Here is a 24,686-nt window from a genome sequence, read left to right as displayed (position 1 = left end):
GCCGCAGCTGACCGGGGAGTCGCCTACACTGAACTCAGATGAAGGCCTCCTTAATCTTCGCACCGGCCCGGCGACGCCTGCTGCTGCTCGGCGCCGCGCTGTGCGCCGGACTGACCAGTTGCCCCCGCCCGCCCCCACCCACCCAGCCCGTCCGCTGCCCCCTGAGCACGCAGGAATGGGCGGCCATCGAGGCGCCGGGCCACTCGGCGGCGCGCGTGTGGAACGAACTGGCCCTGAACGCCATCCGCAACGTGCTGCCGCAACCCACCGTGCACGCCCGCACGCTGTTCCACCTGTCCGCCGCCATGTACGACACCTGGGCCACCTTCGACCCGGTCGCGCGGGGCGTGTTCGTGAACGAGCAGCGCAGCGGCACGCCCGCCCAGGTCGAGGAAGCCGTCAACCGCGCCGCGCACCGCGTCCTGAGCGCCCGCTTCACCGCGACCGTCCCGGCGCTCGGCGCCTGCTTCGACGACCGCCTGCGGCACCTGGGCCTGAACCCCGACGACACCGGCACGCAGGGCGACTCGGCCAGCGCGACCGGCAACCGCACCGGGCAGGCGATCCTGGACCTGAACCGCGACGACGGCTCCAACGAACGCGGCGGGTACGCCGACACCAGCGGCTACCGATTCAGCAACGAACCCCTGCGCCCCGAACAGCCCGGCGTCACCCTGAACGACCCGGACCGCTGGCAGCGCCTGCTGCTGGCCCAGCCGTTCACCCAGAACGGCATTCCCCAGAGCGGCCCGCAGCCGTACATGGGCGCCCACTGGGGCGCCGTGAAACCCTTCGCCATGACCCGCCAGGGCCGCTACTACCACGACCCCGGCCCCGCCCCCAGCCTGAACGACCCGCAGATGCGCGCCCGCTGGATTCCGGACCTGCTGCGCCGCCAGAGCCGACTGGACGACCGCCTGAATACCACGACCGACATCTCCCCGGCCGCGCTGGGCAACAACACGCCGGGCCGCAACGACGGCGCCGGGCACGCCCTGAACCCCGCCACCGGCCTCCCCTACCCGCCGAACGTGGTGCGGCTCGCCGATTACGGCCGGGTCATCGCGGAGTACTGGGCGGACGGCCCGCGCGCCGAGACGCCCCCCGGCCACTGGAACGTCCTGGCGAACGCCGCCGCCGACGCCCCCACCTTCCAGCGCCGCCTGGGCGGACGCGGCCCCGAACTGGGCCGCCTGGAATGGGACCTGAAGATGTACCTCGCCCTGAACGGCGCGCTGCACGACGCCGCCATCGCCGCGTGGGACGTCAAACGCCAGACCGACACCGCCCGCCCCATCTCACTTGTCCGTTTCGTCGCCACGCAGGGCATGCGCGGCCTTCAGGACGAGGTGGACGTCCTGGAGGAACGCGGCGGGAAGGCCATGGTGCGCGGCTGGAGCGCCGCCGCCGGCGTCCAGTGGATCGACCCGCTGCGCTGGGTGCCGTACCAGGCGGCCAGTTTCGTCAGCCCGGCCTTCCCCGGCTTCGTGTCCGGGCACTCCACGTTCAGCCGCGCCGCCGCCGAGGTCCTGACCGACCTGACCGGCAGCGCCTTCTTCCCCGGCGGCCTGCACGAGATCACCGTCCGGCCCGGCGCGCTGCTGATCGACCGGAACAGCAACACCGTACCCGTGCGCCTGCAATGGGCCACGTACGCCGACGCCGCCGATCAGGCCGGGCAGTCCCGCATCTGGGGCGGCATTCACATCGAACCCGACGACCTCGCCGGGCGGCGCATCGGGCAACAGGTCGGCCTGGACGCCGTGGCCCTGGCCCGCCGGTACTTCACGGGACAGGCACCCTGACCGGGGGTTGTTCGTGGCGGAGATCAGCGCCGTGAACGGCGACTCCGTCACGAAAAACCCCCGCCGGAGCGGGGGCAAGTGACGAGATTCAGTCGTCGTTCTCGGCGTTCTTGCCGCGTTTGTACGGGCCTTTCTCGTTCCACTTGAGGCGCACGGGAATCCCGGCGAGTTGCAGGTCCTCGCGGATGCGGTTCTGGAGGAAGCCCTCGTAGGCGCGGGTGACGAAGTCGGCGCGGTTGCAGAAGATCGCGAACGTGGGGGGCGCGGTTTCGACCTGGGTCATGAAGTACATCTTGAGTTTCTTGCCGTGGAAGTTCGGGACGCTCTGGCGCATCTGCCAGACGCCCAGCCAGCGGTTCAGTTCGCTGGTGGGGATGCGGCTCTGCCATTTCTCGTGGAGTTTCATGGCCTCGGCCAGCATCTCGTGAATGCCGTACTCGTTGATGGCGCTGGTGTACACGCGGGGCGCGTAGCTGATGTGGTGGAGTTTCTGGTTCAGGTCCTTCTCGGTGGACTTGAGGTCCGCGTCGGGCACGAGATCCCACTTGTTCACGATGACGATCACGGGTTTGCCGCTGTCGTACGCGAGGTTCGCGAGTTTCAGTTCGTGGTCGCCGAGGTCCCCGGCGTTCACGACCAGCCAGATCAGGTCGCTGCGGCCGATGGCGGCCTGCGAACGCTGGATGGCGTAGTCCTCGACGGCCGTGTCGGGTTTCTTGCGGATGCCGGCGGTGTCGACCAGCACGAAGCGCTGCCCGCCGTAGTCCCACTCGACGTCCAGGGAGTCGCGGGTGGTGCCGGGCATATCGGCGACGATGGCGCGGTCGGTCTGCGTGATGGCGTTCAGCAGGCTGCTCTTGCCGACGTTCGGGCGGCCGATCAGGGAGATGCGGATGGGCGCGATGTCCGGAACGTCCTCGGTGTCCTCGGGCAGGTAGGTCATGACGCGGTCGAGCAGGTCGTCGAGGCCGCGCGCGTGTTCGGCGCTGATGGCGATGGGTTCGCCGAAGCCCAGACCCCACAGTTCGGCCATGTAGACCTCGTGCTTGGGGCTGTCGATCTTGTTCGCGGCGATGATGACGGGTTTGCCCAGGCGGCGCAGCCAGTCGGTGACCTCGTAGTCGGCGGCCGAGAGGCCCTCGCGGGGGTCGAGGACGAAGATGACGGCCTGCGCGCCTTCCATGGCCCACTCGGCTTTCTCGCGGATGGCGTCTTCCCACTCGTCGCCGCTCCAGAGGCCGCCGGTGTCGATCAGGGTGATGCGGTGGTTCTGGTGCAGCATCAGGCCTTCCTTGGCGTCGCGGGTGACGCCGGGAAGGTCGGCCACGACAGCCTCGCGGCGGCCGATGAGGCGGTTGAACAGGCTGGATTTGCCGACGTTGGGTCGGCCTACGATAGCGACTTTATGCATGTGGACGCTCCTTGCACGGTGTCGGTTCCGCCCCGGGCGTCTGGGGGGTTCCGCCGATTGTCCGCCGCCCCCACTGGGCGGCCCGGACCACAGACTTTCCAGTATACAGACTGGCGGCCTTTCTCCCAGACGGCGCGTCACGATTTACGGGGGGGGTGCATGGAGCCGGAGGCCTTCCGACGTACCCAGATGCGTTTCAGACGGCTTTTTCCCGGTGCTCTGCATGGGTTTGACAGCCCGTGCATTCCGCGCTATCTTCTAGGAATAACCGCCCGAGTGGCGGGTTTTTTGTTTTGGTCGCCGCGCGGTTGTAGCCTGTGACGCATGACCCCCCCTCCACCGAAGCACCCTCTGAAGACCGCCGCGTGGCTGCTGGACCACGCGCAGGACGCAGACGTGCGCGTGCTGGACTGCCGGTACGCCCTGAGCGACCCGCTGGTGGGCCGCGTCGCGTTCCTGGCCGGGCACGTTCCGGGCGCCGCCTACGCGGACCTGGAAACGGACCTGAGCGGCCCCGTGCAGCCCGGCGGCGCGGGCGGACGGCACCCACTCCCGGACCCGGCGGCGCTGGCCGGGTGGCTGGGCCGCGTGGGCATCGGGAACGACAGCGTGGTCGTGTGCTACGACGACCCCAGTACCGGGCAGGGCTTCTACGCGGCGCGGGCGTGGTGGCTGCTGCGCTGGCTGGGGCACACGCAGGTGTTCGTGCTGGACGGCGGCTGGCCCGCATGGCAGGCGGCGGGCGGCGCGGTGAGTACCGACGACGCCACCCACGCGCCCACGACCTTCACGCCGCGCGTGCAGCCCGACATGGTGGCCACCGCGCAGGACGTGCAGGACCGCGCGCCGGGCACGGTGCTGATCGACTCGCGCGCCCCGGCCCGCTACCGGGGCGAGGTGGAACCCATCGACCGGAAGGCCGGGCACATCCCCGGCGCCGTGAACCGCGACTGGAGCGGCGTACTGGACGGCGCGGGCCACTGGCGCAGCCCCGAGGTGCTGGGCGTGCACCTGAACGCCGGGGCCGCCCCCACCATCACGTACTGCGGCAGCGGCGTGAGCGCCACACCGAACCTGCTGGCCCGCGAACTGGCCGGCGTGCCGCTCGGCCCGGACAACCGCCTGTACGCCGGATCGTGGAGCGACTGGATCAGCGACGACACGCGGCCAGTGGCAACCGGCTAGCACTAGGCACAAATGTGCATGTACTGAAAAACGTATGAGTCTAGATTAAGAGAGATGAAGAAAGTACTCCTGCTACCCCTACCCGTTTTCCTGCTCGCCGCGTGCTCCGTCACGCCCGCCCAGGCCCCTTTCAAGGCAGGGGATGTGTTCGAAATGACCGGGACGACCACCGACAAGAAGGCAGTGGCCCACACCTATACGCTCCGCAACGACGGGCAGTGGGACAGTCAGGACGATGAATGGAATTACCTCGCCAACGGCACTTCGAGCCGCAGCGCCAGCCTCAAGATCAACCGTGAGCAGGACATCCTGTACACCACCGACACCCAGGAAAACGACGACCTCGACAAGCAGATCTACACGGCCTGCTTCGCGCAGACGGATGGTCCTGGCTGGAGGACTGCCGAGGGATTCCTCGTTCAGGGGAACCTTCAGGCCTTCCGTGACTTCACCAAGCGGATGGCAGGTGTTCCCGAGGGACAGCTGTTCAAGACGTTCAAGAGCCTGTCTGGCGAGTGCGTGATCACCCGCAAGTAACTGCCCTCAGCGCCCATCATCCCTGCCGCCCAGCAGGGATGTTTCGTTGGGTCCGGCGGGATTGTCGGCTCAGCCCGGCCTCACCCGTCTGCCGTGACCGGCACGGTGCCGTCCGTCCATTCCAGCGTGAGGGTGTCCCCGGCGCGGACCTGCGCGGCGCGGGTGACGGGCTGCCCGTCTGCGCCGCGCACGAGGGCGTACCCGCGTGCCAGGGTGCGCTGCGGGGTGAGGCCGAGCGCCTGACGCATCAGGGCGTCCACGTCCTGCGCGGCGCGGTCCACGTGCCGTGTGGCGGCGGTGCGGGCGCGGTCCAGCGCCCACTGCGCGCCCGCGTCGGCGTCCACGAGAATCTGCGCGGCGTGGGCGCGGACAGCGCGGGTGTCCTCCTGCGCCTGCGCGGCGGCCTGCGCGGCGGTGCGGACGATCAGGGCCGCGGCCTTGCTGGGCGTGTCGGTGCGGGTGTGCGCGACCTCGTCGGGCAGGGTGTCGTCCCGCGCGTGCCCGAGGCCCGTGATGACCGGCGCGGGAAAGGTCGCCAGGGCGCGCGCGAACGGCAGGTCGTTCAGCCACGCGAGGTCCGTGACGGCCCCGCCACCCCGGAGGACGACCAGGGCGTCCAGCGGCTCCTGCGCGTGCAGGTCGGCGGCCGCCTGCACGGCGCGCAGCAGGCTGGGCGCGGCGTCGCGGCCCTGGAAGGTCGCCTCCAGGTAGACGGGGCGCAGCACCCCGGCACTCTGGAGCGGGTCGATCTCGCGCCGGAAGTCCCCCAGGCCCGCCGCGCCGACCGGGGCGATCACGGCGAAACGGTCGAAATCGGTGGGCGCGGCGTGCAGGCGGTTCAGGCCGTACACGCCCTCGCGCACCAGCGTCTCCCGCAGGGCGTCCAGGCGCAGCGCGGCGTCGCCCAGCGTGAATTCCGGCGCGATGTCCAGCACGTTCAGCGAGAAACCGTACTGCTCGTGGAAGGTCGCCTCGCAGAACAGCAGGACCTTCAGGCCCGCCGTGAGGGTCCCGCCCGTCGCCCGGCGGAACTTGCCTTCCAGACTGAAGCGTTCCCGCGCCCACACGGTCGCGCGGCACTTGGCGACCTCGCCGTCCTCGCCCGCCTGCACGAGATCCAGGTACAGGTGGCGGCGGTCCGTGACGCTGGCCACCTCGGCCCGCACCCACACCGCGCCGGGCACGCCGCGCGCGATGACCTGCCCCACGTACGCCAGCAACTCCGACAGTTCCAGGAACTGCTCGGGCGGCCGGGCCGGCTCGGTCTTCTTGCGGCGCGTCACAGACGGCCCCCCAGCACGCGCCCCGCGACGGCGGCCAGCAGGCCCAGCGTCACGCTGAGCAGCGCGTAGGCCAGCGCCGCTGCGCCCTGCCCGCGTGCCAGCAGGGTGTCGAGGTCCACGCTGAAGGTGGAGAAGGTCGTGAACGCGCCCAGCACCCCGGTCCCGAACGCCAGTCGCGCCGCGTCCGGCCAGATGCCCCGGCCCACCAGGGTCAGGGTCAGGCCCAGCAGGAACGAGCCGAGCACGTTGATCAGCAGCACCGTCACCGGAAACCCGCCCCGGTTCAGCAGCGGCCCCAGCGCCAGCCCGGCACCGTAGCGCGCGGCGGCGCCCAGCGCCCCACCGGCCATCACCCACACCCACGCACTCATGCCCGCAGCCTCATCCAGGCAGCATAGAGCAGCGGGTCACGCCGCCCCCGGCGCGCCGCGTCTGCCATGCTGGGCGGCATGATTCGCGTCAAACAGCTGGGCAGCGGCGAGGACCAGCCCTGGCAGGGGCAGGGAAGCGGCGTGTGGGTGGACGCGCAGAACCTCGCGCCCGAGGAACTCGCCAGCCTGCAACGCACCTTCAGCCTCAACCCCCTGGCCGTCGAGGACGCCCTGGAGCAGGGCCACTGGAGCCGCGCCGAGGTGTACCCGGAGCACTCGTTCATCACGGTGCGGTCCTTCGCGCGGCCCGAACAGGCCGACGAGTTCACGGAACGCCTGAGCGTCTTCACGTTCCCGGACGCCGTGCTGACCGTCAGCAGCGGCGGCACGCGCGCCCTGAACGCCGTGTGGCCCCTGACCGGCCGCGACAGCGTGAACAACCCGCAGGAGGTCACGTACGAACTGCTCGACCACGCCGCCGACACCTTCTTCGCGGCGGCCGACGCCCTGGAAGAACAGGCGGACGACCTGGAGGAACGCGTGTTCCAGAACCACCGGCAGAACCCGGTGCCGGACGTGTTCGAACTCAAGCACCGCATCGGGCAGGCCCGCCGCCTCGCCACCGACGCCCGCGAGGCGACCGCCCTGATGGGCCGCCACGCCAACTGCACGCCCGCCGACCTGGTGCGCTACCGCGACGTGCAGGACTCGTTCACGCGCGCCGCCGGCCGCCTCGACGGACTGCGGGACCTGCTGACCAGCCTGCTGGACCTGCACCTGAACCTCCAGAGCCAGCGCATGAACGAGGTCATGCGGACCCTCACGGCCGTCAGCGTGATCTTCCTGCCCCTGACGTTCCTGGCAGGCGTGTGGGGCATGAACTTCGAATTCATGCCGGAACTGAAAAGCCCCTACGGATACGCGCTGGCCTGGGCGAGCTTCCTGCTGATCGGCGGCCTGCTCGCCGCGTACTTCAAACGGCGCGGCTGGTGGTAAGGCGGCGGATGGCGGATGGTGGATGGTGGATGGTGGATGGTGGATGGTGGATGGTGGATGGTGGATGGTGGATGGTGGATGGTGGATGGTGGATGGTGGATGGTGGATGGTGGATGGTGGATGGTGGATGGTGGATGGTTAACAGCGTGTGCGCGATGCCTCTGGCGCTGTCAAGGGCCACGCACCACCCACTTTCTACGATCCACTCTCCCCTTCCGGGACGGGCAGGGGGCGGGGTGGGGGGGCGTACACGGCGCGGGCCGGCACGCTGAGGGTGGTGCGTTCCGGGTACCGCAGGGCGCTCAGGTGGCCGCCAAACGCGCAGCCGGTGTCCACGTTCACGGTGTGGCCCTTCCAGCGGGGCGCGGCGTGCGGGGTGTGGCCGTACACGACCAGCGCCGCGCCGTGGTAATCGGCGGCCCAGTCGCGGCGGATGGGGAGGCCCAGTTCGTCCCGCTGGCCGTTCACGTCGCCGTACAGCGCGAAACTGCGCACGCGACCGCCGCCACGCCCGTGGTAGTGGGCGGGCAGCCCGGCGTGCGCGACGATCAACGCGCCACCGTCCAGGACCAGTTGCGTGGGCAGCGCGTCGATGAAGGTGCGAACCTGCGCCTGTACGTCCGGGCCGGCCTGTTCCAGTTGCGCCAGGGTGACGTCCAGGCCGTGCATGGCTTTCACGGCCTTCCCGGCCAGCGCGCGGCAGAGTTTCTCGTCGTGATTGCCGGGCACGCACAGCGCCGCGCCGTCCGCGACCATGCCCATGACGAGCTTCAGGACGCCCAGGCTGTCCGGCCCGCGGTCCACGAGATCCCCCACGAACACCGCCGTGCGCCCCCGCGGGTGCCGCGCGCCCCCGCCGCTCAGGTCGTACCCCAGGTCGCGCAGCAGATCGTGCAGTTCCGGCAGGCAGCCGTGCACGTCACCGATCACGTCGAAGGGGCCGGTCAGGTCGCGGCGGTCCCCGCGCAGCAGCGTGCGCCGCAGCGGCAACGTGCGCGCCTGCTCATCACTGAACAGCACCTGCTCGTTCCGGAAGCCCTCGGCGTGCAGGCCCCGGCGGGTGCGGCGCAACTCGGCCACCTGCGCCGCCACCACGTCCGCCGGGGCGGCGGTGCGGGCCTCCAGCACGGCGCGCGGCAGGTCCAGCACCACCGGCACGGGCTTCACGTCGTGCGCGCGGGCCAGCGCCGTCACGGGCACGCGGTCCACCGGGCGCACGAACAGACCGTCCAGCACCGCCAGCCGCCCCGCCGCCAGCCTCTCCCCCGCTGCCGCCAGCAATGACGGAATGTCCGGGTAGTCTGCCTGCGCGAACACCTCCTCCGGCGCGAAGTGCCGCGCGGCGAAGGTGCTTTTGCCCGCGCCGTGCGCGCCGATCAGCACGACCAGGGACAGGGCGGGAACCGTCAGTTCGGTCAGGGCGGGCTCGGCGGACACGCCCCGTATCCTCGCACACGCCATGCCGGAAGGTCATATGGACTCCGATCGAATGGTTTGCGAACCATTCGATCCGAGCAGAGCGAGCAGGAGAGAAACGGGTTCCGGGCGTGGAGTTAGCAACCCGGCGTTGTTCCGGGTTGTTAACGAAACAGACGGAATCCGTATCAGACAGGGTGGCCCAGCCGCGCACGCACCACCAGTTCGCTCACGGCGCGGCGCACGTCCTCCGGCACGGCGCCGGGCAGGTGGGTCGTTTCCCGCGCGGCCTCCAGCGCCTGCACCAGCCGCGCGTGCTCGGCGCGGTACACGTCCAGCGGTTCCGGCAGAGGCTCGGCCTCGCGCCCGCCGCGTTTCAGGGCGATCAGGTCGGTCAGGAACGGCAGGCGCGCGTCGGCGTTCAGTACCTCCAGGTTCGCCTCGATCACGCCCGCGCGCATCAGGTGCAGGCCCGTCAGGACCGTGCGGAAGGCGTACAGCAGCGGCTTCACGCGCGGCACGGGTTCCTTTGCCAGCAACTGCCACTGGTTCGCCGTGAACCCCAGGTAGTGGTGCGCGTGCCAGCGCGTCAGCACGCCGGGGGCCAGCGCGATCAGTTCCGCGTGCAGGGGCGTCGAGTGCACCACCAGCGGCGACAGCAACTGCTCCAGCACGTACCCGTTACGGGTCAGCAGCAGCCGCGCGAACTTCCGGATGTCATGCGACACCAGATCAAGTTCCACCACCCCATCGTCGCGCTCCAGCGAGTACGTCTCCGGCACGTCCTCCAGACCCAGCACCTGCCGCAGCGGCAGCACGTGCACGCCCCGCAGGTCCCAGTCACTGTCCGGACTGGGAAAGCCGTACAGGTGCGCGCCACTGACCGTGGCGAACACCAGCGGGAAGGGATGCGCCTGAACGGCGGCAGAAAGCTGCGGCGGGAAGGTCACGGGGTCCATGCTTCACTGTCCCGCATGCGCGGGCGGCGCGGCATCCGCCATCTGCGGCGGGGGCGTAGGCCTCCTGGCCCAGGTGTGCCGGGGTGTGCCACCCGTCCTGCGCTGCCAGTCCTGCACTACCAGTCGAGGGCCGCGCGCCGCGCCCCGATCAGCCAGTCCTGCGCGGCGTCATGGTCGGGACGTTCGGGCAGGGAGGTCTCCGCGAAGGCCCGCTCGAAGTCGCGGTGCAGTTCCTCCCGCCACGCCCCGGCAGCCTCCCAGGTCAGGTGCCCGCTTTTCACGGCCAGCAGCTTCTCGCGGTGCGGGCCGACGTTCACCATGACCTCGCCGGTCCGCAGGGCGTGCGCGCCGCTGATCAGCAGGCGCAGCAGGTGCATGGCGTGCTTGGGTCGGATCTCGCCGTGCCGCTCGCGGTCCGACTGGAGGCGGCGGAACTGCGCGCGGACGTACTCGCCGTACGTGACGTACATCAGGCGACTCAGGAACGCGCCCCGGATGTCCAGCAGCGCCCGCGCGACCGGCGTGACCTGCACGGGCATGGGCGAGAACAGCACCTCCAGCACGTTCGGATTGGCTTTCAGGGCCAGCCGCACGAACTTGCGGGCCTCCCAGTACACCTCCTCGGTGCCCGGCCCCGGCCCGGCCAGCGAGGCGAACTCCAGCTGCTCGGGCGGGTCGCTCAGGCCCCAGGTCAGGCGGGCAGGCGGCAGGTAGAACCCGCGCAGGTCCGTGTCGCTGGCGCCGGTGTCCAGCCCGAAGGCGCGGCTGCCCATCACGCAGGCGTACTGCACGAACGGCCGCAGGTCGCCGCGCACGGGTGGCAGGGCCTCCAGGGCGGCGCGCTCGACCTTCAGGTGCACGCGGTTCACGGCCCGCACGTGCGCCCCGAACTGCACGTCGTACACGCTGCCGCTTCCCGACACGATCACGCCCGCCGCGCCCGGAGGCAGGTCACCCTGCGCGGCATGCAGGGTCACGCGGGTACCGGGGGGCAGGTCACGGGTCATGGGCGCACGCTAGCGGGTTGTGGGCGGGCGGGGCATCCGCCATCCGGCGCAGAGGACAGGCGCAACAGGCAATAAAAATCCGCCTCTGCGGGCGGTGATGTCAACAACTATAGCGCGGTATGCAGGGACGGTCAAGGGTATGCGGCGGGTGTGGGGCGTATCCTCGCGGGGTGAGGAAGCTGGGGTGAGGGGGATCGTGTGGCTGGCGCTGGACGGCGTGGGGCACCCGCAGGACGCGCCGCCGGGCGGTGTGTGGGAGCAGGATCTCCCGGCGCTGCGGCCGCTGGTGGATGCGGGCCTGTGCCTGGACGCGACGCTGGGCGTGCCGGGCCTGCCGCAGTCCGGGACGGGGCAGGCGTGCTGGTTGACCGGGACGGACGCCGTGGCGCTGATGGGCGAGCATTTCGGGCCGCAGCCGGGGCCGACGCTGCAACGCCTGCTGACCGCGCAGAGCCTGCCGGTGGCCCTGACACGGGTGGGGGGGCGGGCGGCGCTGGCGAACGGGTACGTTCCGGCGTACTTCGAGGCGGCGGCGGTGGGGGGCCGCAACCGACTGGGGTGCTTTCCGTTCTCGTTCCGTGCGGCGGGTCTGCCGCTGAACCCGCCCGGGGTGCCGCTCGTGGGCGCGACGCTGGGCCTGGGGTACGCGCGCCCCTGGCCGGACGACGGGAACGCGGGAAGCTGGGCGCGGCTGGGCGCAGCCCTGGCGGACGCGGCGGCCGGGCATGACCTGATCGCCGCGGACCTGTGGTTCGGGGACCTGCTGGGGCACGCGGGCGCGCAGCCGGTCCCGCCGGACGCGCTGACGGCGGGCCGCACGTACCTGCGCCGGGTGGACGCCCTGCTGGCCGGGCTGCTGGATGCGGGCGCGCGGGTGGTGGTCAGCAGCGATCACGGCAACCTGGAGGACCTGGGCGTGAAGGGCCACACGCGGGCGCGCGTGCCGTTCGCGGGGTCCGGCGTGACCCTGGGGTCGCCCGTGAACGTGGTGGAGGCGGGGCGGGTGCTGGCCGGCTGGTTCGGCCTGCCGTGACCAGTGGCCGTAAGCAGGGGCCGTGACCAGGGGCGGCCGGGGAAGGGCGGCTCCTGCGTGAACCATTCCGGTCATCATGCGGCTGATGCAGGTTTCGGATGGGCGGGTCCGGGCCGGATACCGAAAGGCGTGGCGTGGGAGCGCCGTGGTTTCCGGGCCTGCCGTCAGGGTTTTTTCAGATGACGACGCAGGTCACGTTTCCGACCCGGAAGTTATCCACAGGCTTATCCACAACCCCTGTGGAAAGCCTGTGGATAACGGGTGGGGACCCGCCGGACCCGGCCCCCATTTTGTCTGTCTGACGCGCAGAATGCCGTGTTGTACAGGCGGAATCGGCGGTGGCCGCAAGTTATCCACAGGCGCCCGTTTCACTGTGGATAACTCTGGTTTATGAGGGCCGCGCGGCCCGCACGAACTCCTGAACCAGCGCCGGATCCTTCACGCCAGGGCTGGCCTCCAGCCGACTGACCGCGTCCACCCCGGCCGGATTCAGCGCCTGCATGGCCGCCGCCACGTTCGCCGAGCCCAGACCACCCGCCAGCCACGCCCCACGCGGAAACACGTCCCGCAGCGCCGCCCAGTCCAGCGGCACGCCGCCGCCCGGTTCCGGGGCGTCCAGCATCAGGGTCACGCCGGGCTCGTCCCTCCACATGTCGGCCTCGGCCGCCAGATCGGCGGGGCGCACGACACGCAGAACGGGATAATACGCGGCGACCTGCCTCACGTAAAGACCCGGCAGCGGACCGTGAAGCTGCACGGCACTGACACGCGCCGCCTCCGCCGTGCGCAGCACCTCGTCCAGCCCCTGCCCCAGAAAGACACCCACGCGCGCCACGACCGGCCCCACGTTCAGGCCCGCCTCGCGCGCCACCTGCGGGGACACCAGCCGCTTACTGACCGGCGCGAAGATGAACCCCAGCGCGTCCGCGCCCGCCTGCGCACTCAGGACCGCGTCGCGCACGCTGGTCGTGCCGCACACCTTCACCCGCACGGTCACTGCGGCCCCCGCGCGGCTTCCAGTTCGCTCACGCGCGACTCCAGCGCCCGCACCTGCCGCGTCAGCGACAGCAACAGCAGCGCGTAATGGTCATACAGTTTCGGGCGTTCCATGCGCGCCTCGCCGCTCATCCAGTCACCCAGCAACCGCTCGGCCTCGCACAGCACCTCGTCGTCCGGCACGTCCCGGTAACTGCGGCTGCCCAGAATCTCCCGCGCAAAATTCAATTCCCGGTCACTCATGCGCGCCATTCTCCGGCACCAGCCTCCCCGGCGGGGCGCGGCCCCTCACGTTCCGGCGCCGGGGGAGGCTGCTCCTCTCTATTCTTCGCTGCCCGACCCCGGCACGCCCGCCTCGGCGAAGGTTCGCATCTCGCGGAGGGTGGCGGCCGCGCCGAGCAGCAGGGGCGCGGCCAGGACGCCGCCGGTGCCCTCGCCCAGGCGGAGGTTCAGGTGGAACATGGGTTTCAGGCCCAGGTGGGTCAGTTGCGCGGCGTGCCCGATCTCGGCGCACTGTCCGGCGGGGAACAGGGAGTCGCGCAGGTGCGGGGCGAGGGCTACGCCGATCAGTGCGGCGCTGCCTTCCACGAAGCCGTCGAGGATCACGGCGCGCCTCATGGCGGCGGCCTGGAGCATGACGCCCAGCATGGCGGCGATCTCGAACCCGCCGAACTGCGCGAGGACTTCCAGCGGGTCGGTGGTGGGGGTGCGCTCCAGTGCCGCGCGGATCACCGTGACCTTGTGCGCCAGCCGCGCGTCGTCCACGCCGGTGCCGCGTCCCGTGACCTGCGCGGCGTCCAGGTGCAGGAGGCGGGCGGTGATGGCGGCGGCCGGGGTGGTGTTCCCGATGCCCATCTCGCCGGGAATCAGGACATCCGCGCCGTCGTCGATGGCCCGGCGGGCCAGGGCCGCGCCCGAGAGGATCAGGGCCTGCGCCTCGTCCAGGCTCATGGCGGGCTGCACGCTCAGGTCGTGCGTGCCGCGCCGCACCGCCGCTCGGACCAGCGCCGGGTGCTCCGGCAACTCCGCGTTCACCCCAGCGTCCATCACGTACACCCGCGCGCCCACCGCCCGTGCCAGGGCATTCACCGCCGCGCCGCCCGGTCCGGCGGGGGTGTCCGCCAGGAAGTTCGCGACCATGGCGGGCGTCACCTCGGGCGGGTAGGCGCTGACGCCCGTGCGGGCCACGCCGTGATCCCCGGCGGCGACGATCACCGCCACGCCGCGCGGGTCGGGCCGCTCGCTGCCCAGTACGCCCGCCAGCCGCACGGCGAGGTCTTCCAGGTCGCCCAGCGCCCCGGCGGGTTTGGTCAGTTGCGCCTGCCGGTCCCGTGCGCGCGCCATCGCGTCGGCGTCGGCAGGCTGGATGGCGGTCAGGAGGGCCGTCAGGTCAGGATGCATCAGGGGGCATTCTGCCGCGTCAGGCGGGCGGCCGTAGTCCAGTCAGCCACCAGTGTCCCCCTTCGCGGCGCAGGGTGGCGACCGTGCCGGGGGGCGTGGCCACGGCAGACAGGTTCACCGTGAGGCGCAGCGCGGCCAGCAGCGGTCCGGCGTGCGTGAAGGCCACTCCCTCACCCGCTGAGAGGGAATCCAGCCACGCCTGCACGCGGGCGTGGAAGCCCTGGCCGGTGTCGCCGCCGGGGGGCCGTGGGGACTGGCGGGGTCACTCAGCGCCTCGATCCAGGCGCGGGGCGCGTCGCCGTGCGTGGCTTCCAGTTCGGCCCAGGTGTGCCCGGCCATCACGCCGAAACTCGCCTCGGCCAGGGCGGGGGTGGGGGCAGCGTGCGGGAATCCGGCCAGCCGCGCGGTCTGCCGGGCGCGGCCCAGCGGCGACGTGAACGCCAGCGCGCTCCGGGGCAGGTCGAGGCGGCGGGCCAGCGCCTCCCCGGCGGGCGTCAGGGGCGCGTCCTCGTGCGGGTGCGGGTAGCGGCGCTGCGCGTTCGGGAGGGTCGGCGCGTGACGCACCAGATGCAGCGTCAGGGCGTCCGGCACGGCTCAGCGGCCCCAGGCGAACGCGGTCAGGGCGGCCAGTTCGGCGGTCACGACGATCATTCCGTAGGTGTCGCCGTTCAGGCCTCCGCCCAGCCGCCGCGCCGCGAACGCCGCGACCAGCAGCGCGCCCACCAGCGCCGCCAGCCACGCCACCCACGCGCCGGGGATCAGCAGGGTGGGCGCGGCCAGCAGCAGCGCGGCCCAGAGGCGGCCCTCGCGGGAGCGGGCGCCCAGGCTCTCGGCACGCGCGGCGGGGTAGGTGTTCATGGGGATCAGCAGCAGCGTCCGCGCGGCCACCGCCGCGACCAGCGGGGCCAGCGGCGGGATCGGGGCCGAGAGCAGGCTCCACAGCAGCAGCAGGTAGAGGCCCCCCGTCGCCAGTCCGAACGCGCCCACGTGCACGTCCCGCAGGATCACCAGCCGCTCGGCGGGGGTCTTCATGGCGAACAGGGCGTCGGCGCTGTCCACCAGTCCGTCGAAGTGCAGCATCCCGGTCAGCAGCAGCCACGCGCCCACGCCCAGCGCGGCGATCACCCCGACCGGCAGCGGGATGGGCAGCCACAGCAGCCCCGCCACCACGCCGCCCACCGCGTACCCGGCCAGCGGGTAGTACGCGCTGGCCCGCGCAAAATCGCCGTCCCGGATCTCGGTGACGTGCGGCAGGGGCAGGGTCGTCAGGAACGTCAGGGCCAGGTGCGCGGCCCGCACTTGGTCGCGGATCACGGGGTCTGAACGTGAATCTGCGCGGCGACGCCCAGCGACACGGTCAGGGTGTGGCCGTCCACCCAGACGGTCAGGGTGCCCAGCGCGGCGTCCACCTCGCGCACCGCCAGGGTCGCGCCGGGTGTCAGGCCCACGTGCATCAGGGTCCGCAGTTGCGCGGCGTCCGCGTCGGGAATGCGGGTCACGGTGACCTCGTCGCCCACGGCGTGCTGCGACAGGCGGCGTTCGGCGCGTTCCGGCAGTTCGCCCGCCAGGGTGGGGATCGGGTCGCCGTGCGGGTCGTGCGTGGGGTCGCCCAGCCACGCGGCGATGCGGGCTTCCAGGCGTTCGCTCAGGGCGTGTTCGAGCCGCTCGGCTTCCTCGTGCACCTCGTCGAGCGGCACGCCCAGCGCGCGGTGCAGGAACAGTTCCAGCAGGCGGTGGTGGCGCAGGACTTCCAGCGCGACCCGTTCGCCCTCGGCGGTCAGGCGCGCCCCCTGGTACGGCGCGTGCGACACGAGGCCCTGCTCGGTCAGTTTGCGCAGCATGCCGGTGGCGCTGGCGGGCGCAACGTTCAGGGCGTCGGCCAGCGCCTGCGTGCTGACCTTCCCCGTCTGCCCGAGGCGCAGCAGGTGCTTGAGGTAATCCTCGGCGGAAGGCGAGAGCGGACGGGCGGTCATGCCGCTCAGTGTAGCCGGGGCGGACGGGCGGAACTTTCCGGGCGGGCGGTGACTCTAAGGTATGAGGTGACCTTGAATGACGCCCTGGATTCCCTGTCTGACCCGGAACTCGCGCGGCTGGCCGTGCGGGACGAGCGGGCCTTCGAGGTACTCGTGACCCGGCACGCCCCGGCGGTGCACCGGCTCGCGGCGCTGAACGTCGGGCCGGGCGCGGCGGATGAGGTCGTGCAGGACGTGTTCGTGGCCGTGCACCGGGGCCTGCGGGGCTTCCGGGGCGAGGCGCAGTTCAGTACGTGGCTGCACCGCATCACCCTGAATGCCTGCGCCAGGGCGCTGGGCCGCCACCGCCCGAGCGTGCCGCTGGAGGACGCGCCGGAACCCGCCTCGGCGCAGAACCTGACGCGTACGGCCGAGGTCACGCAGTTGCGTGAGCAACTGTCGGCGGCGCTGCGGACCCTGCCGCCCGAGCAGCGCGAGGCCGTGACGCTGCGTGAGGTGTCGGGCCTGGAGTACGCCGAGATCGCCGCGCTGACCGGCGTGGAACTCGGCACCGTGAAGAGCCGCATTGGCCGGGGCCGCGCGGCCCTGCGGGCGTGGCTGACCCGCGCCGGAGTGACCCCCCATGACTGACCACCCGAATGACCTGCCTGACCCCGAACTGCCTGACCCCGAACTGGACGCCCTGTTCGCGCAGGCCCGCGCCCTGACGCCCGAGGACCACGGGGCCGCCGTCCGGTTCCTGGCCGCCCACCGTGAGCGGCAGGAGGAGGGTCGGCAGCGCCACGCACGCACCCTGCGGGCCGGGTGGGTGTCGGCGGCGCTGGCGTCGGCGGCGGTCGTGGCGGGCCTGACGGTGCTGCGGCCCGCCCCGGCCCTGCCGAGCAGCGCGGCGTACGACGCGTACCAGAGCGCCTGGGGAGAGGGCTGGTGAGGCGCGCCGCTGCGCTGCTCGGCGCGCTGCTGGCCGCCAGTCTGCCGGGCCACGCGCAGGCCGGTGACGCGGACGACCTGATCGCGGCCCTGAAACGCGCCCGGACGCTCGCGGCGCGCGGGCAGGCCGAGGTGACGGTGCTGTTCCCGCCGCGCGCCGTGCCCACCCGCGTGGCGGCGGCCCTGCCGGCCGTGCCGGTGCGTCCGGCGCTGCTGCTGAAGAACTTCGGGGTGGTCAGCGCCGGGCCGCAGCCCGTGGCGGGCCGGGACGCCGTGCGTTTCGACCTGACACCGAAGGTCGGGGGCGCCGCGCACTGGTCGCTGTGGATAGACCGCGCGTGGAACGTCCCGCTGGCCTTCGAGGAACGCCGCGCGGACGGCACGGTGGTGCGCCGCGCCGCGTTCCTGAAGGTGAACGCCGCGCCCGTGAAGGTCGCGCTGACGGTGCCGGCCGCGCCGGAAGGGCTGCGCGCCGCCCTGATGCGGTCCCTGCCGGGCCTGAGCCTCCCGCAGGGGTTCACGCCGGTCAGCGTGAAGGTCCGCGCGGCCGGCGGGACCGAGGTGACCCTGACCGACGGGCTGAACGTGCTGGCGCTGGTGGTCGCCCCGCAGAACGTCCGGGGCGCGCCGGGCGTGGCGTCCCGGCGGGTGGGGAACGTGTTCGTGTGGCTGGTCGGGAACCTCCCGGACGCCACGCTGCGTTCGGCGCTCGCGGGGGTGCGGCGTGCTTCGGCGGACCCCCTGGGAACTTTTGCGCTGCCCGGTGACTCCAACCCCTAGAGCACCCCCGGTTCACAGCACATCCCGTTTCAAGGAGACCCCATGACCCTGACTCCCCTGACCCGCAAGCTCACGGCCGAGGACGCCGCGCACTTCCTGCGGCGCACGGCGTTCGGCGCGACCGACGCGCAGATCCGCGCGCTGGTCGGCCAGGATGCCCGCGCCGCCGCGCGCGCGGCCCTGGCTTTCGACGAGAAGACCGCGCCCGGCAATCCCTTCGATCCCATGCAGGGGGTCGGGCCGGGGCCGATGCTGCAACTCACGCGCGGCGCGTGGCTGTTCGAGCTGGTGTACGGCCCGCACCCGCTGCGCGAGAAACTGGCCCTGACCTGGAGTAACCACTTCGTGATCGGCACCGACAAGGTCCGCAACGCCCCCGCGCTGGACGGGTACCTGAAGGTGCTGCGCCGCCACGCCGCGACCGCCAGTTTCGAGCGGTTCACGCTGGACGTCGCGCAGTCCCCGGCGATGCTGCGCTACCTCGACAACGACCAGAACCGGCGCGGACGGCCGAACGAGAACTTCAGCCGGGAACTGCTGGAACTGTTCACGACCGGCATCGGCCATTACTCCGAGCAGGACGTCCGCGAGGGCGCGCGCGCCCTGACCGGCTGGTCCTTCGAGGGGGGGCGCGGCAACCAGAACTTCCTGCAGGCGCCACGGTTCGTGTTCCTGGAACGGCAGCACGACACGGGCCGCAAGACGTACCTGGGTCAGAGCGGCCCGCTGCGCGGCGAGGACGTGATCCGGCTGGCCGCCACGCACCCGCAGACGGCTGTGTTCGTGAGCCGCAAACTGCACCGCGCGTTCCTGGCCGACACGCCGGACGAGGCGGCCGTGCAGGGCAGCGCCGAGACGTGGCGGCGCACGAACGGCAACGTGCGCGCCGTCCTGGAGGAACTGCTGTCCAGCGAGGCCTTCTACGCCAGCCGCGCCCGGATCATCCGCAGTCCGGTCGAGTACATCGTGGGTGCGCTGCGCACCCTGGGGCAACCGAAGATGGAAGCCAAGGCGCTGCTGAACCTCACGCAGACGGCCGGGCGCATGGGGCAACTGCTGCTGCAACCCGACACGGTCAAGGGCTGGGACGGCGGCCGCGAGTGGATCAACGACACCACGCTGCTGCTGCGCATTCAGGTGGCGGCGGCGTTCACGCTGGGCGCTCAGGCACCCGCCCTCTCCGGGGCGCCCTCCGCGCTGGCCCTGACCGGTCAGGAACGCCCGGCCACGGCCGCCGCGACCCTGAAGCTCAACCCGAAGCAGGCGACGTACCTGCACCTGATCAGCCCCGAATTCCAGCTCGCCTGACCTGCGGGCCGGGGGCGCCCCCGTTCCTTCTGAACCTTCCTGGGAGGTTTTATCCGTGACGAACCGACGTGATTTCCTGAAACTCTCTGCCCTGGCAGCGGCCGCCACCACCGGCATGCCCGGCTTCCTGGCCCGCGCCGCCGCGCAGGCGGGCGGCAGCAAGACCCTGGTCGTGATCCAGCTGAGCGGCGGGAACGACGGCCTGAACACTTTGGTGCCGTACAGCAACGGCGCGTACTACGCCGCGCGGCCCAACATCGCCATCCCGAAAAAGGACGTGCTGACCCTCTCGCCGGACCTGGGCATGCACCCGGCCCTGAAGCCCCTGATGGGCCTGTGGGACAGCGGCCGCCTCGCCTGGATGGAGAACGTGGGCTACCCCAACCCGAACCGCAGTCACTTTGCCAGCATGGCGATCTGGCACACGGCCGACCCCACGCAGGCGCAGTCGGACGGCTGGATCGGGCGGATTGCCGAGAAGATCGGCGACCCGTTCTGCGCCAGCAACATCGGCGCGACGACCCCGCAGGCGCTGCGGGCCAGCGAGTTCAGTCTGCCCAGCATCGACGCGGTCGACCGCTTTCAGTTGAAGCTGCCGCAGGGTCTGGGCGGCGCGTTCGGGGACATGCTGGACGCCGCCAGGAGCGGCGAGGCGGCGTTCCTGACGCAGGCGACCCGGCAGATGATGCAGAACACGGCGCGCGTGCAGGCGAATGCCCAGAAGTACCGCTCCGGCGCCACGTACCCGGAAGGACGCTTCGCGGAGCAACTGCGCGACACGGCCCGCCTGATCGCCGCCGGGGTGGGGCAGCGGGTGCTGTACGTGTCGCTGGGCGGGTTCGACACGCACGCCGGGCAGCGCGCCGAGCAGGACGAACTGCTGGGGACGCTCGCGTCGGGCCTCGCGGCGTTCCACGCGGACCTGGAACGGCAGGGGCTGGCCGGGAACGTGGTTGTCATGGGCTTCTCCGAGTTCGGGCGGCGCGTGGCCGAGAACGGCAGCGCCGGCACGGACCACGGTCAGGGTAGCGTGATGTTCGCGCTGGGCCAGGGCGTCAGGGGCGGCATTCACGGCAGCAGCCCCGACCTGGAGGACCTGCAGGACGGAGACATCAAGTACCGGCAGGATTTCCGGGGCGTGTACGCCGAGGCCCTGACCGGCTGGCTGGGCCTGAACGCCCGCGAGATCCTGAACGGCGACTTCAGCGGTCCGGGCTGGCTGGCATGAGGGCCAGCAGGGGGGCCGCGCGCCGCGTGACGCTGGCGCTGGCGCTGCTGCTGGGCGGCGCGGCGCTGGCCCTCCCGAAGTACCGTCTTCAGGCCGCGCCGCAGCTGCACCTGACCGGGGGCAACGACCTGTGGCAACTCGACCGCCGCGTGATGTCCTGCGCGTACTGCCACGCGCAGGAGACGGGCGGCGGGTCGTGGAACCCGTTCGGACAGGCGATCCAGGCGACCTTCCGCCGCGAGGCGGAGGCGGGCCGCGCCGTGAAGTTCCCGCAGGCGCTCTCGGTGCTGCTCGAATCGAATGGGGACGCCGACGGCGACGGGTACGCCGACGCGCTGGAGGTCTTCGCCAGGACCCTGCCCGGCGACCCGGCCAGCCACCCGGAACGGCCCGCCGCCGACCTTCAGGCAGAGTTCGACGCGGCGGGCGGCGCGGCCCAGTTCGCTCCGCCCACACCCGGCCAGAAGGGTGCCGGAACCAAATAAAAAATCCGCCTCTTACGGGCGGCGGTGTTTCTTTCGATTGATAGGAATAGAATACCCCGGAATGCAGGGATCGTCAACCCTATGCATGGACGCCGGAAAACCCGCCCTGGCACGCCCCTGTTCCGGGGTGGTCGGGCGGGATATGCAGCCGTTGCCTGCGTTCAGAGGTCTTTCTCCCAGGTGATCCACATGCGTTCCGTGCGGTAGCCCAGGCGGGTGTTCACGCGCAGCATCGGCAGGTTCAGGACCGTGCCGCCCGTCCCGGCGTGCGCGAACCCCTCCCCTTTCGCCCAGGTCAGGGCGTGGGCTTTCAGGGCGGTCATCACGCCCCGCGCACGGTGGTCCGGGTGGGTGACGGTGCCCTCGCTCTCCACCTCCGGGCCGCGTGGAGTCAGGCGGGTCAGGGCGACGATCTGGCCGCGCCAGCGCGTGACGAAGGCGGCCTCCTCACGGCGGATCACGTCCCGCAGGCCGTCACGGGTCAGCGGGTCGGGCGTGGTGGTCGGGTTGCGCGGCTGGTCACGCACGCCAGTCTGATGCAGGTCGTGCAGGGCGTCCCAGTCGGCGTCGGGGGCGTCCGGGCTGAGGCGTTCGGGCTCGTACCCGGCCAGGAACAGCCGCTCCTGAAGCGCCTCGAAGGGGGCGGGGTCGAAGGTGGTCAGGTCCAGGTGCGCGCCCCAGGACTGCCACGCGTTCCGGAAACCGGCCGCCGCGAAGAAGGCCATCTGCTCCGTGAAGTCCTCGCGGGTGACGCCCAGCACGCGCCGGAACCCGGCGGGAATTGCAGCCAGCTGCGCCAGCAGCAGCGGTGTGAACGACGCGGCGTCCCCGGCCACGTCCAGGCGCAGGGCGTCCGGCACGCCCTCCCCGAACGGCGCGAGGCGCGCGGTGGCGACGACCACGCCGTCCTGCTCGGCCACGAGGCGGGTGGGGCGGGTGCCGGCGGAACTTTCGCGGAAGTGTTCCGGCGTGTACGTCCAGTGGCCGCGCACGCCCTCCGTGACGAGGCGGGCGACGGCTGCGGCGTCAGCGGCACGGAAGGGGCGCAGGGTGGGCAGGTGGTCGGTCGGGTGCGGGGCGTGGGTCATGCGGTCATGCTGCGCGGCGGGGGGTGCCGGAGGCGAACCGGGCGGGTAGGCATTCTGGCCTAGGGTCGGGCGGTGGGGCATCTGCTCTCTGCATATGCGGCGTGCCAGCCCGGCGGCGTCACCCGTTATGACCGCCTGGAGATGGATGTCCGGTGAAGATGCACCGCGCCGCATACTCAGCCGGTATTCACGGAAGGGATTGACTCTATTATGCCAGTGACGTATTATGTCTTTACCGGAACGGAGGCGACATCAGAGCGCCTGCTCCCCAGGACGGATTGCGGCCCCAGATCAGATCCACGGACCCTGCGCGGCCAGCCCCACACCCTCACCCAGTCCAGTTCGGCCGCCCGCCACCACGACGGGCGGCCCTTCTGCGCCCCGCCGCGCGGCGGCCCGACACCCGCCGGCGGGGCCTATCTATGGGACTGTGAAGGTCTTTCTATAAGTGTACACGGTACACATACTCTTCTCGGGGTAGGATACGCAACATGTCCAGCGACATCTCCCAGCTGAGTGTGAACACCATCCGCACCCTGAGCATCGACGCCGTGCAGGCCGCCAACAGCGGCCACCCAGGCGCTCCCCTCGGCGCCGCACCCATGGCGTACGCGGTGTGGCAGGACTTCCTGCGCTTCAACCCGGCCCACCCGGAATGGGCTGGCCGCGACCGCTTCGTGCTGTCCGCCGGGCACGCCAGCATGCTGATCTACAGCCTGCTGCACCTCACTGGCTACGACATGCCCCTCGAGGAACTCAGGAACTTCCGCCAGTGGGGCAGCAAGACCCCCGGCCACCCCGAGTTCTTCCACACCCCCGGCCTCGACGCCACCACCGGCCCGCTCGGGCAGGGCGCCGCGATGACCGTCGGCATGGCCATGGCCGAGGCGCACCTCGCCGCGCGCTACAACCGCCCCGACTTCCCCATCTTCGACAACCACACGTACGCCATCCTCGGTGACGGCGACCTGCAGGAAGGCGTGAACCACGAGGCCGCCGCCCTGGCCGGCCACCTGCGCCTGAACAAACTGATCTGGCTGCACGACGACAACGAAGTCCAGCTCGACACCGCCACCGCCCGCGCCGAGAGCGAGAACACCGCCCAGCGCTACGAGGCGTACGGCTGGAACGTCCTGAAAGTCGCCGACGGCAACGACCTCGACGCCATCCGCGCCGCCATCCGCGAGGCGCACGCCAGCGACCGCCCCACCCTGATCCAGGTCCGCACCGTCATCGGCTTCGGCAGCCCCCGCGCCGGCACCAGCAAGGCGCACGGCGAACCCCTCGGTGCCGAGGGTGTCACGACCACCAAGGCCGCGCTCGGCTGGGAATACCCCCCCTTCACCGTGCCCGACGAGGTCCGCGCCCACATGGACGCCACCGAACGCGGCGCCAAGCTGGAGGCCGACTGGAACGCCCTGATGGACGCCTACCGCGCCGCGCACCCCGACCTGGGCGCCGAGGTGGACGCCCTGCTCGCCCGCGACCTGCCCGCCAACCTCAGCGACGTGCTGCCCAGCTACGAGGTCGGCGGCAAGGGCGTCGCCACCCGCAACGCCAGTGGCGAGATCATCAATGCCCTGGCCGCCGCCGTGCCCGGCCTGATGGGCGGCAGCGCCGACGTGTCCGGCAGCACCAAGACCACCATCAAGGACGGCGGCGAGATGCAGAGTGGCAGCATGGGCGGCCGCAACGTCCTGTTCGGCGTGCGCGAATTCGGCATGAGCGCCGCCGCCAACGGCCTGAGCCTCTACGGCGGCCTGCGCCCCCTGGTCGGCACGTTCCTGGTGTTCGCCGACTACCTCAAACCCGCCTTCCGCCTCAGCGCCATCCAGATGCAGCCCGTCACGTACGTCCTGACGCACGACTCCATCGGCCTGGGCGAGGACGGCCCCACCCACCAGCCCATCGACCAGCTCGCCATGCTGCGCGCCGTTCCCGGAGCGCACGTCATCCGCCCCGCCGACGCCAACGAGACGGCCGCCGCGTGGCAGATGGCCCTCGAGTACGACAAGGGTCCCACCGCGCTGGCCCTCACCCGCCAGGACCTGCCCATCCTGCCCCGCAACCACGCCGGCGTGAAGAAGGGCGCCTACGTGCTGCGCGACGCCGACAGTGCCAGCGGTGAGGGCGCGCAGGTCATCCTGATCGCGTCGGGCAGCGAGGTCAGCCTCGCCCTGAACGCCGCCGAGGCCCTGGCCGCCGAGGGCATCCAGGCGCGCGTGGTCAGCATGCCCTGCATGGAAGTCTTCCGCGCGCAGGACCGCAGCTACCGCGACAGCGTCCTGACGCCCGGCGTGAAACGGGTCGCCATCGAGGCCGCCAGCAAGGGCCCCTGGTACGAGTGGGTCGGCACCGACGGCGCCGTGATCGGCATGGACACCTTCGGCGCCAGCGCGCCCGCCGACGTGCTGTTCGAGAAGTTCGGTTTCAGCGTCGCCAACATCAGCAAGGTCGTCAAGAGCGTCCTGTAACCCCCACACGCTCCAGAAAT

General features: G+C 71.5%; 25 protein-coding genes. 12 read left to right on the top strand and 13 right to left on the bottom strand.

All coding sequences use genetic code 11. The features are described from left to right. Positions 1-38 precede the first annotated feature (38 nt). The gene (locus BXU09_RS07220; RefSeq protein WP_078301506.1) at positions 39-1,805 is read left to right on the top strand and encodes a vanadium-dependent haloperoxidase; all 1,767 of its coding nucleotides are present in this window, start codon (positions 39-41) and stop codon (positions 1,803-1,805) included. An 88-nt stretch (positions 1,806-1,893) separates the two neighbouring features. Here the strand turns inward: BXU09_RS07220 and der are convergent, their stop codons facing one another. Further along, entirely contained in the window at positions 1,894-3,216 is a 1,323-nt protein-coding gene (gene der / locus BXU09_RS07215; RefSeq protein WP_055362896.1) for a ribosome biogenesis GTPase Der, read from the bottom strand. Between the two features lie 324 nt (positions 3,217-3,540). On the opposite strand from der, the gene BXU09_RS07210 reads away from it, so the two are divergent. Together BXU09_RS07210 and BXU09_RS07205 are read left to right on the top strand one after the other, a co-directional pair. Continuing rightward, positions 3,541-4,401, top strand: coding sequence for a sulfurtransferase (locus BXU09_RS07210; protein ID WP_078301504.1), 861 nt, complete (start codon positions 3,541-3,543; stop codon positions 4,399-4,401). Positions 4,402-4,455: 54 nt separating this feature from the next. Continuing rightward, positions 4,456-4,938 carry a hypothetical protein gene (locus tag BXU09_RS07205; RefSeq protein WP_078301502.1) on the top strand — a complete coding sequence of 161 codons (483 nt, stop codon included), beginning with the start codon at positions 4,456-4,458 and terminating at the stop codon, positions 4,936-4,938. A gap of 80 nt (positions 4,939-5,018) precedes the next feature. Here BXU09_RS07205 and xseA read toward each other — a convergent pair whose 3' ends face one another. Together xseA and crcB are read right to left on the bottom strand one after the other, a co-directional pair. Beyond that, positions 5,019-6,221 carry an exodeoxyribonuclease VII large subunit gene (gene xseA, locus BXU09_RS07200; RefSeq protein ID WP_078301500.1) on the bottom strand — a complete coding sequence of 401 codons (1,203 nt, stop codon included), beginning with the start codon at positions 6,219-6,221 and terminating at the stop codon, positions 5,019-5,021. Beyond that, positions 6,218-6,592, bottom strand: coding sequence for a fluoride efflux transporter CrcB (gene crcB, locus BXU09_RS07195; protein ID WP_078301498.1), 375 nt, complete (start codon positions 6,590-6,592; stop codon positions 6,218-6,220). Before crcB ends, xseA begins: the two co-directional genes overlap by 4 nt. A gap of 78 nt (positions 6,593-6,670) precedes the next feature. On the opposite strand from crcB, the gene BXU09_RS07190 reads away from it, so the two are divergent. Further along, complete coding sequence (locus BXU09_RS07190) at positions 6,671-7,588, top strand: magnesium transporter CorA family protein (RefSeq protein WP_078304831.1); 918 nt, start codon at positions 6,671-6,673, stop codon at positions 7,586-7,588. 195 nt (positions 7,589-7,783) lie between these two features. Here BXU09_RS07190 and BXU09_RS07180 read toward each other — a convergent pair whose 3' ends face one another. The 3 genes from BXU09_RS07180 to BXU09_RS07170 all read right to left on the bottom strand — a co-directional run bounded on the left by BXU09_RS07180 (position 7,784) and on the right by BXU09_RS07170 (position 10,970). Next, complete coding sequence (locus tag BXU09_RS07180; RefSeq protein WP_240501076.1) at positions 7,784-9,025, bottom strand: metallophosphoesterase; 1,242 nt, start codon at positions 9,023-9,025, stop codon at positions 7,784-7,786. Between the two features lie 167 nt (positions 9,026-9,192). Further along, positions 9,193-9,954, bottom strand: a complete 762-nt coding sequence (locus tag BXU09_RS07175) for a nucleotidyltransferase domain-containing protein (RefSeq protein WP_205684136.1) — start codon at positions 9,952-9,954, stop codon at positions 9,193-9,195. Positions 9,955-10,079: 125 nt separating this feature from the next. Then, positions 10,080-10,970, bottom strand: a complete 891-nt coding sequence (locus BXU09_RS07170) for a nucleotidyltransferase domain-containing protein (RefSeq protein ID WP_078301490.1) — start codon at positions 10,968-10,970, stop codon at positions 10,080-10,082. Between the two features lie 184 nt (positions 10,971-11,154). On the opposite strand from BXU09_RS07170, the gene BXU09_RS07165 reads away from it, so the two are divergent. Beyond that, positions 11,155-12,003: a metalloenzyme domain protein gene (locus BXU09_RS07165; protein WP_078301488.1), complete on the top strand. Its 849-nt coding sequence runs from the start codon at positions 11,155-11,157 to the stop codon at positions 12,001-12,003. A 388-nt stretch (positions 12,004-12,391) separates the two neighbouring features. On the opposite strand, the gene BXU09_RS07160 is transcribed toward BXU09_RS07165, so the two are convergent. The 6 genes from BXU09_RS07160 to BXU09_RS07135 all read right to left on the bottom strand — a co-directional run bounded on the left by BXU09_RS07160 (position 12,392) and on the right by BXU09_RS07135 (position 16,373). Then, positions 12,392-13,000 (bottom strand): phosphoribosylanthranilate isomerase, encoded by a 609-nt coding sequence (locus tag BXU09_RS07160; protein ID WP_240501075.1) that lies wholly within the window; start codon positions 12,998-13,000, stop codon positions 12,392-12,394. Further along, positions 12,997-13,242 carry a hypothetical protein gene (locus tag BXU09_RS07155; RefSeq protein WP_078301486.1) on the bottom strand — a complete coding sequence of 82 codons (246 nt, stop codon included), beginning with the start codon at positions 13,240-13,242 and terminating at the stop codon, positions 12,997-12,999. Before BXU09_RS07155 ends, BXU09_RS07160 begins: the two co-directional genes overlap by 4 nt. Before the next feature lie 78 nt (positions 13,243-13,320). Further along, complete coding sequence (cobT, locus tag BXU09_RS07150; RefSeq protein WP_078301484.1) at positions 13,321-14,400, bottom strand: nicotinate-nucleotide--dimethylbenzimidazole phosphoribosyltransferase; 1,080 nt, start codon at positions 14,398-14,400, stop codon at positions 13,321-13,323. A 114-nt stretch (positions 14,401-14,514) separates the two neighbouring features. Next, on the bottom strand, positions 14,515-14,991 hold the full coding sequence (locus BXU09_RS07145) for a histidine phosphatase family protein (protein ID WP_240501074.1): 477 nt from the start codon (positions 14,989-14,991) through the stop codon (positions 14,515-14,517). Positions 14,992-14,994: 3 nt separating this feature from the next. Continuing rightward, positions 14,995-15,714: an adenosylcobinamide-GDP ribazoletransferase gene (locus BXU09_RS07140; protein ID WP_240501072.1), complete on the bottom strand. Its 720-nt coding sequence runs from the start codon at positions 15,712-15,714 to the stop codon at positions 14,995-14,997. Next, complete coding sequence (locus tag BXU09_RS07135; RefSeq protein WP_078301482.1) at positions 15,711-16,373, bottom strand: metal-dependent transcriptional regulator; 663 nt, start codon at positions 16,371-16,373, stop codon at positions 15,711-15,713. Before BXU09_RS07135 ends, BXU09_RS07140 begins: the two co-directional genes overlap by 4 nt. A 66-nt stretch (positions 16,374-16,439) precedes the next feature. Between BXU09_RS07135 and BXU09_RS07130 the strand changes: the two genes are divergently transcribed. The 6 genes from BXU09_RS07130 to BXU09_RS07105 are packed head-to-tail and all read left to right on the top strand — an operon-like array spanning position 16,440 to position 21,104. Then, the gene (locus tag BXU09_RS07130; protein WP_346417557.1) at positions 16,440-17,003 is read left to right on the top strand and encodes a sigma-70 family RNA polymerase sigma factor; all 564 of its coding nucleotides are present in this window, start codon (positions 16,440-16,442) and stop codon (positions 17,001-17,003) included. After that, the gene (locus BXU09_RS07125) at positions 16,996-17,304 is read left to right on the top strand and encodes a hypothetical protein (protein WP_078301481.1); all 309 of its coding nucleotides are present in this window, start codon (positions 16,996-16,998) and stop codon (positions 17,302-17,304) included. The genes BXU09_RS07130 and BXU09_RS07125 overlap by 8 nt, the downstream gene beginning before the upstream one ends. Next, complete coding sequence (locus BXU09_RS07120) at positions 17,301-18,083, top strand: transcriptional regulator (protein WP_240501070.1); 783 nt, start codon at positions 17,301-17,303, stop codon at positions 18,081-18,083. The genes BXU09_RS07125 and BXU09_RS07120 overlap by 4 nt, the downstream gene beginning before the upstream one ends. 42 nt (positions 18,084-18,125) lie before the next feature. Next, positions 18,126-19,391, top strand: coding sequence for a DUF1800 domain-containing protein (locus tag BXU09_RS07115; RefSeq protein WP_078301479.1), 1,266 nt, complete (start codon positions 18,126-18,128; stop codon positions 19,389-19,391). A 55-nt stretch (positions 19,392-19,446) separates the two neighbouring features. Continuing rightward, entirely contained in the window at positions 19,447-20,619 is a 1,173-nt protein-coding gene (locus tag BXU09_RS07110) for a DUF1501 domain-containing protein (protein WP_230285412.1), read from the top strand. Further along, the gene (locus BXU09_RS07105; protein ID WP_078301477.1) at positions 20,616-21,104 is read left to right on the top strand and encodes a hypothetical protein; all 489 of its coding nucleotides are present in this window, start codon (positions 20,616-20,618) and stop codon (positions 21,102-21,104) included. The genes BXU09_RS07110 and BXU09_RS07105 overlap by 4 nt, the downstream gene beginning before the upstream one ends. Before the next feature lie 161 nt (positions 21,105-21,265). Here the strand turns inward: BXU09_RS07105 and BXU09_RS07100 are convergent, their stop codons facing one another. Further along, complete coding sequence (locus tag BXU09_RS07100; protein ID WP_078301475.1) at positions 21,266-22,192, bottom strand: GNAT family N-acetyltransferase; 927 nt, start codon at positions 22,190-22,192, stop codon at positions 21,266-21,268. 491 nt (positions 22,193-22,683) lie between these two features. Between BXU09_RS07100 and tkt the strand changes: the two genes are divergently transcribed. Continuing rightward, positions 22,684-24,666, top strand: coding sequence for a transketolase (gene tkt / locus BXU09_RS07095; protein ID WP_078301473.1), 1,983 nt, complete (start codon positions 22,684-22,686; stop codon positions 24,664-24,666). Positions 24,667-24,686: the final 20 nt, after the last annotated feature.

It is taken from the genome of Deinococcus sp. LM3 (genome assembly GCF_002017875.1).
Classification (GTDB): domain Bacteria; phylum Deinococcota; class Deinococci; order Deinococcales; family Deinococcaceae; genus Deinococcus.
This window is presented reverse-complemented; position numbering and strand designations above follow the sequence as displayed.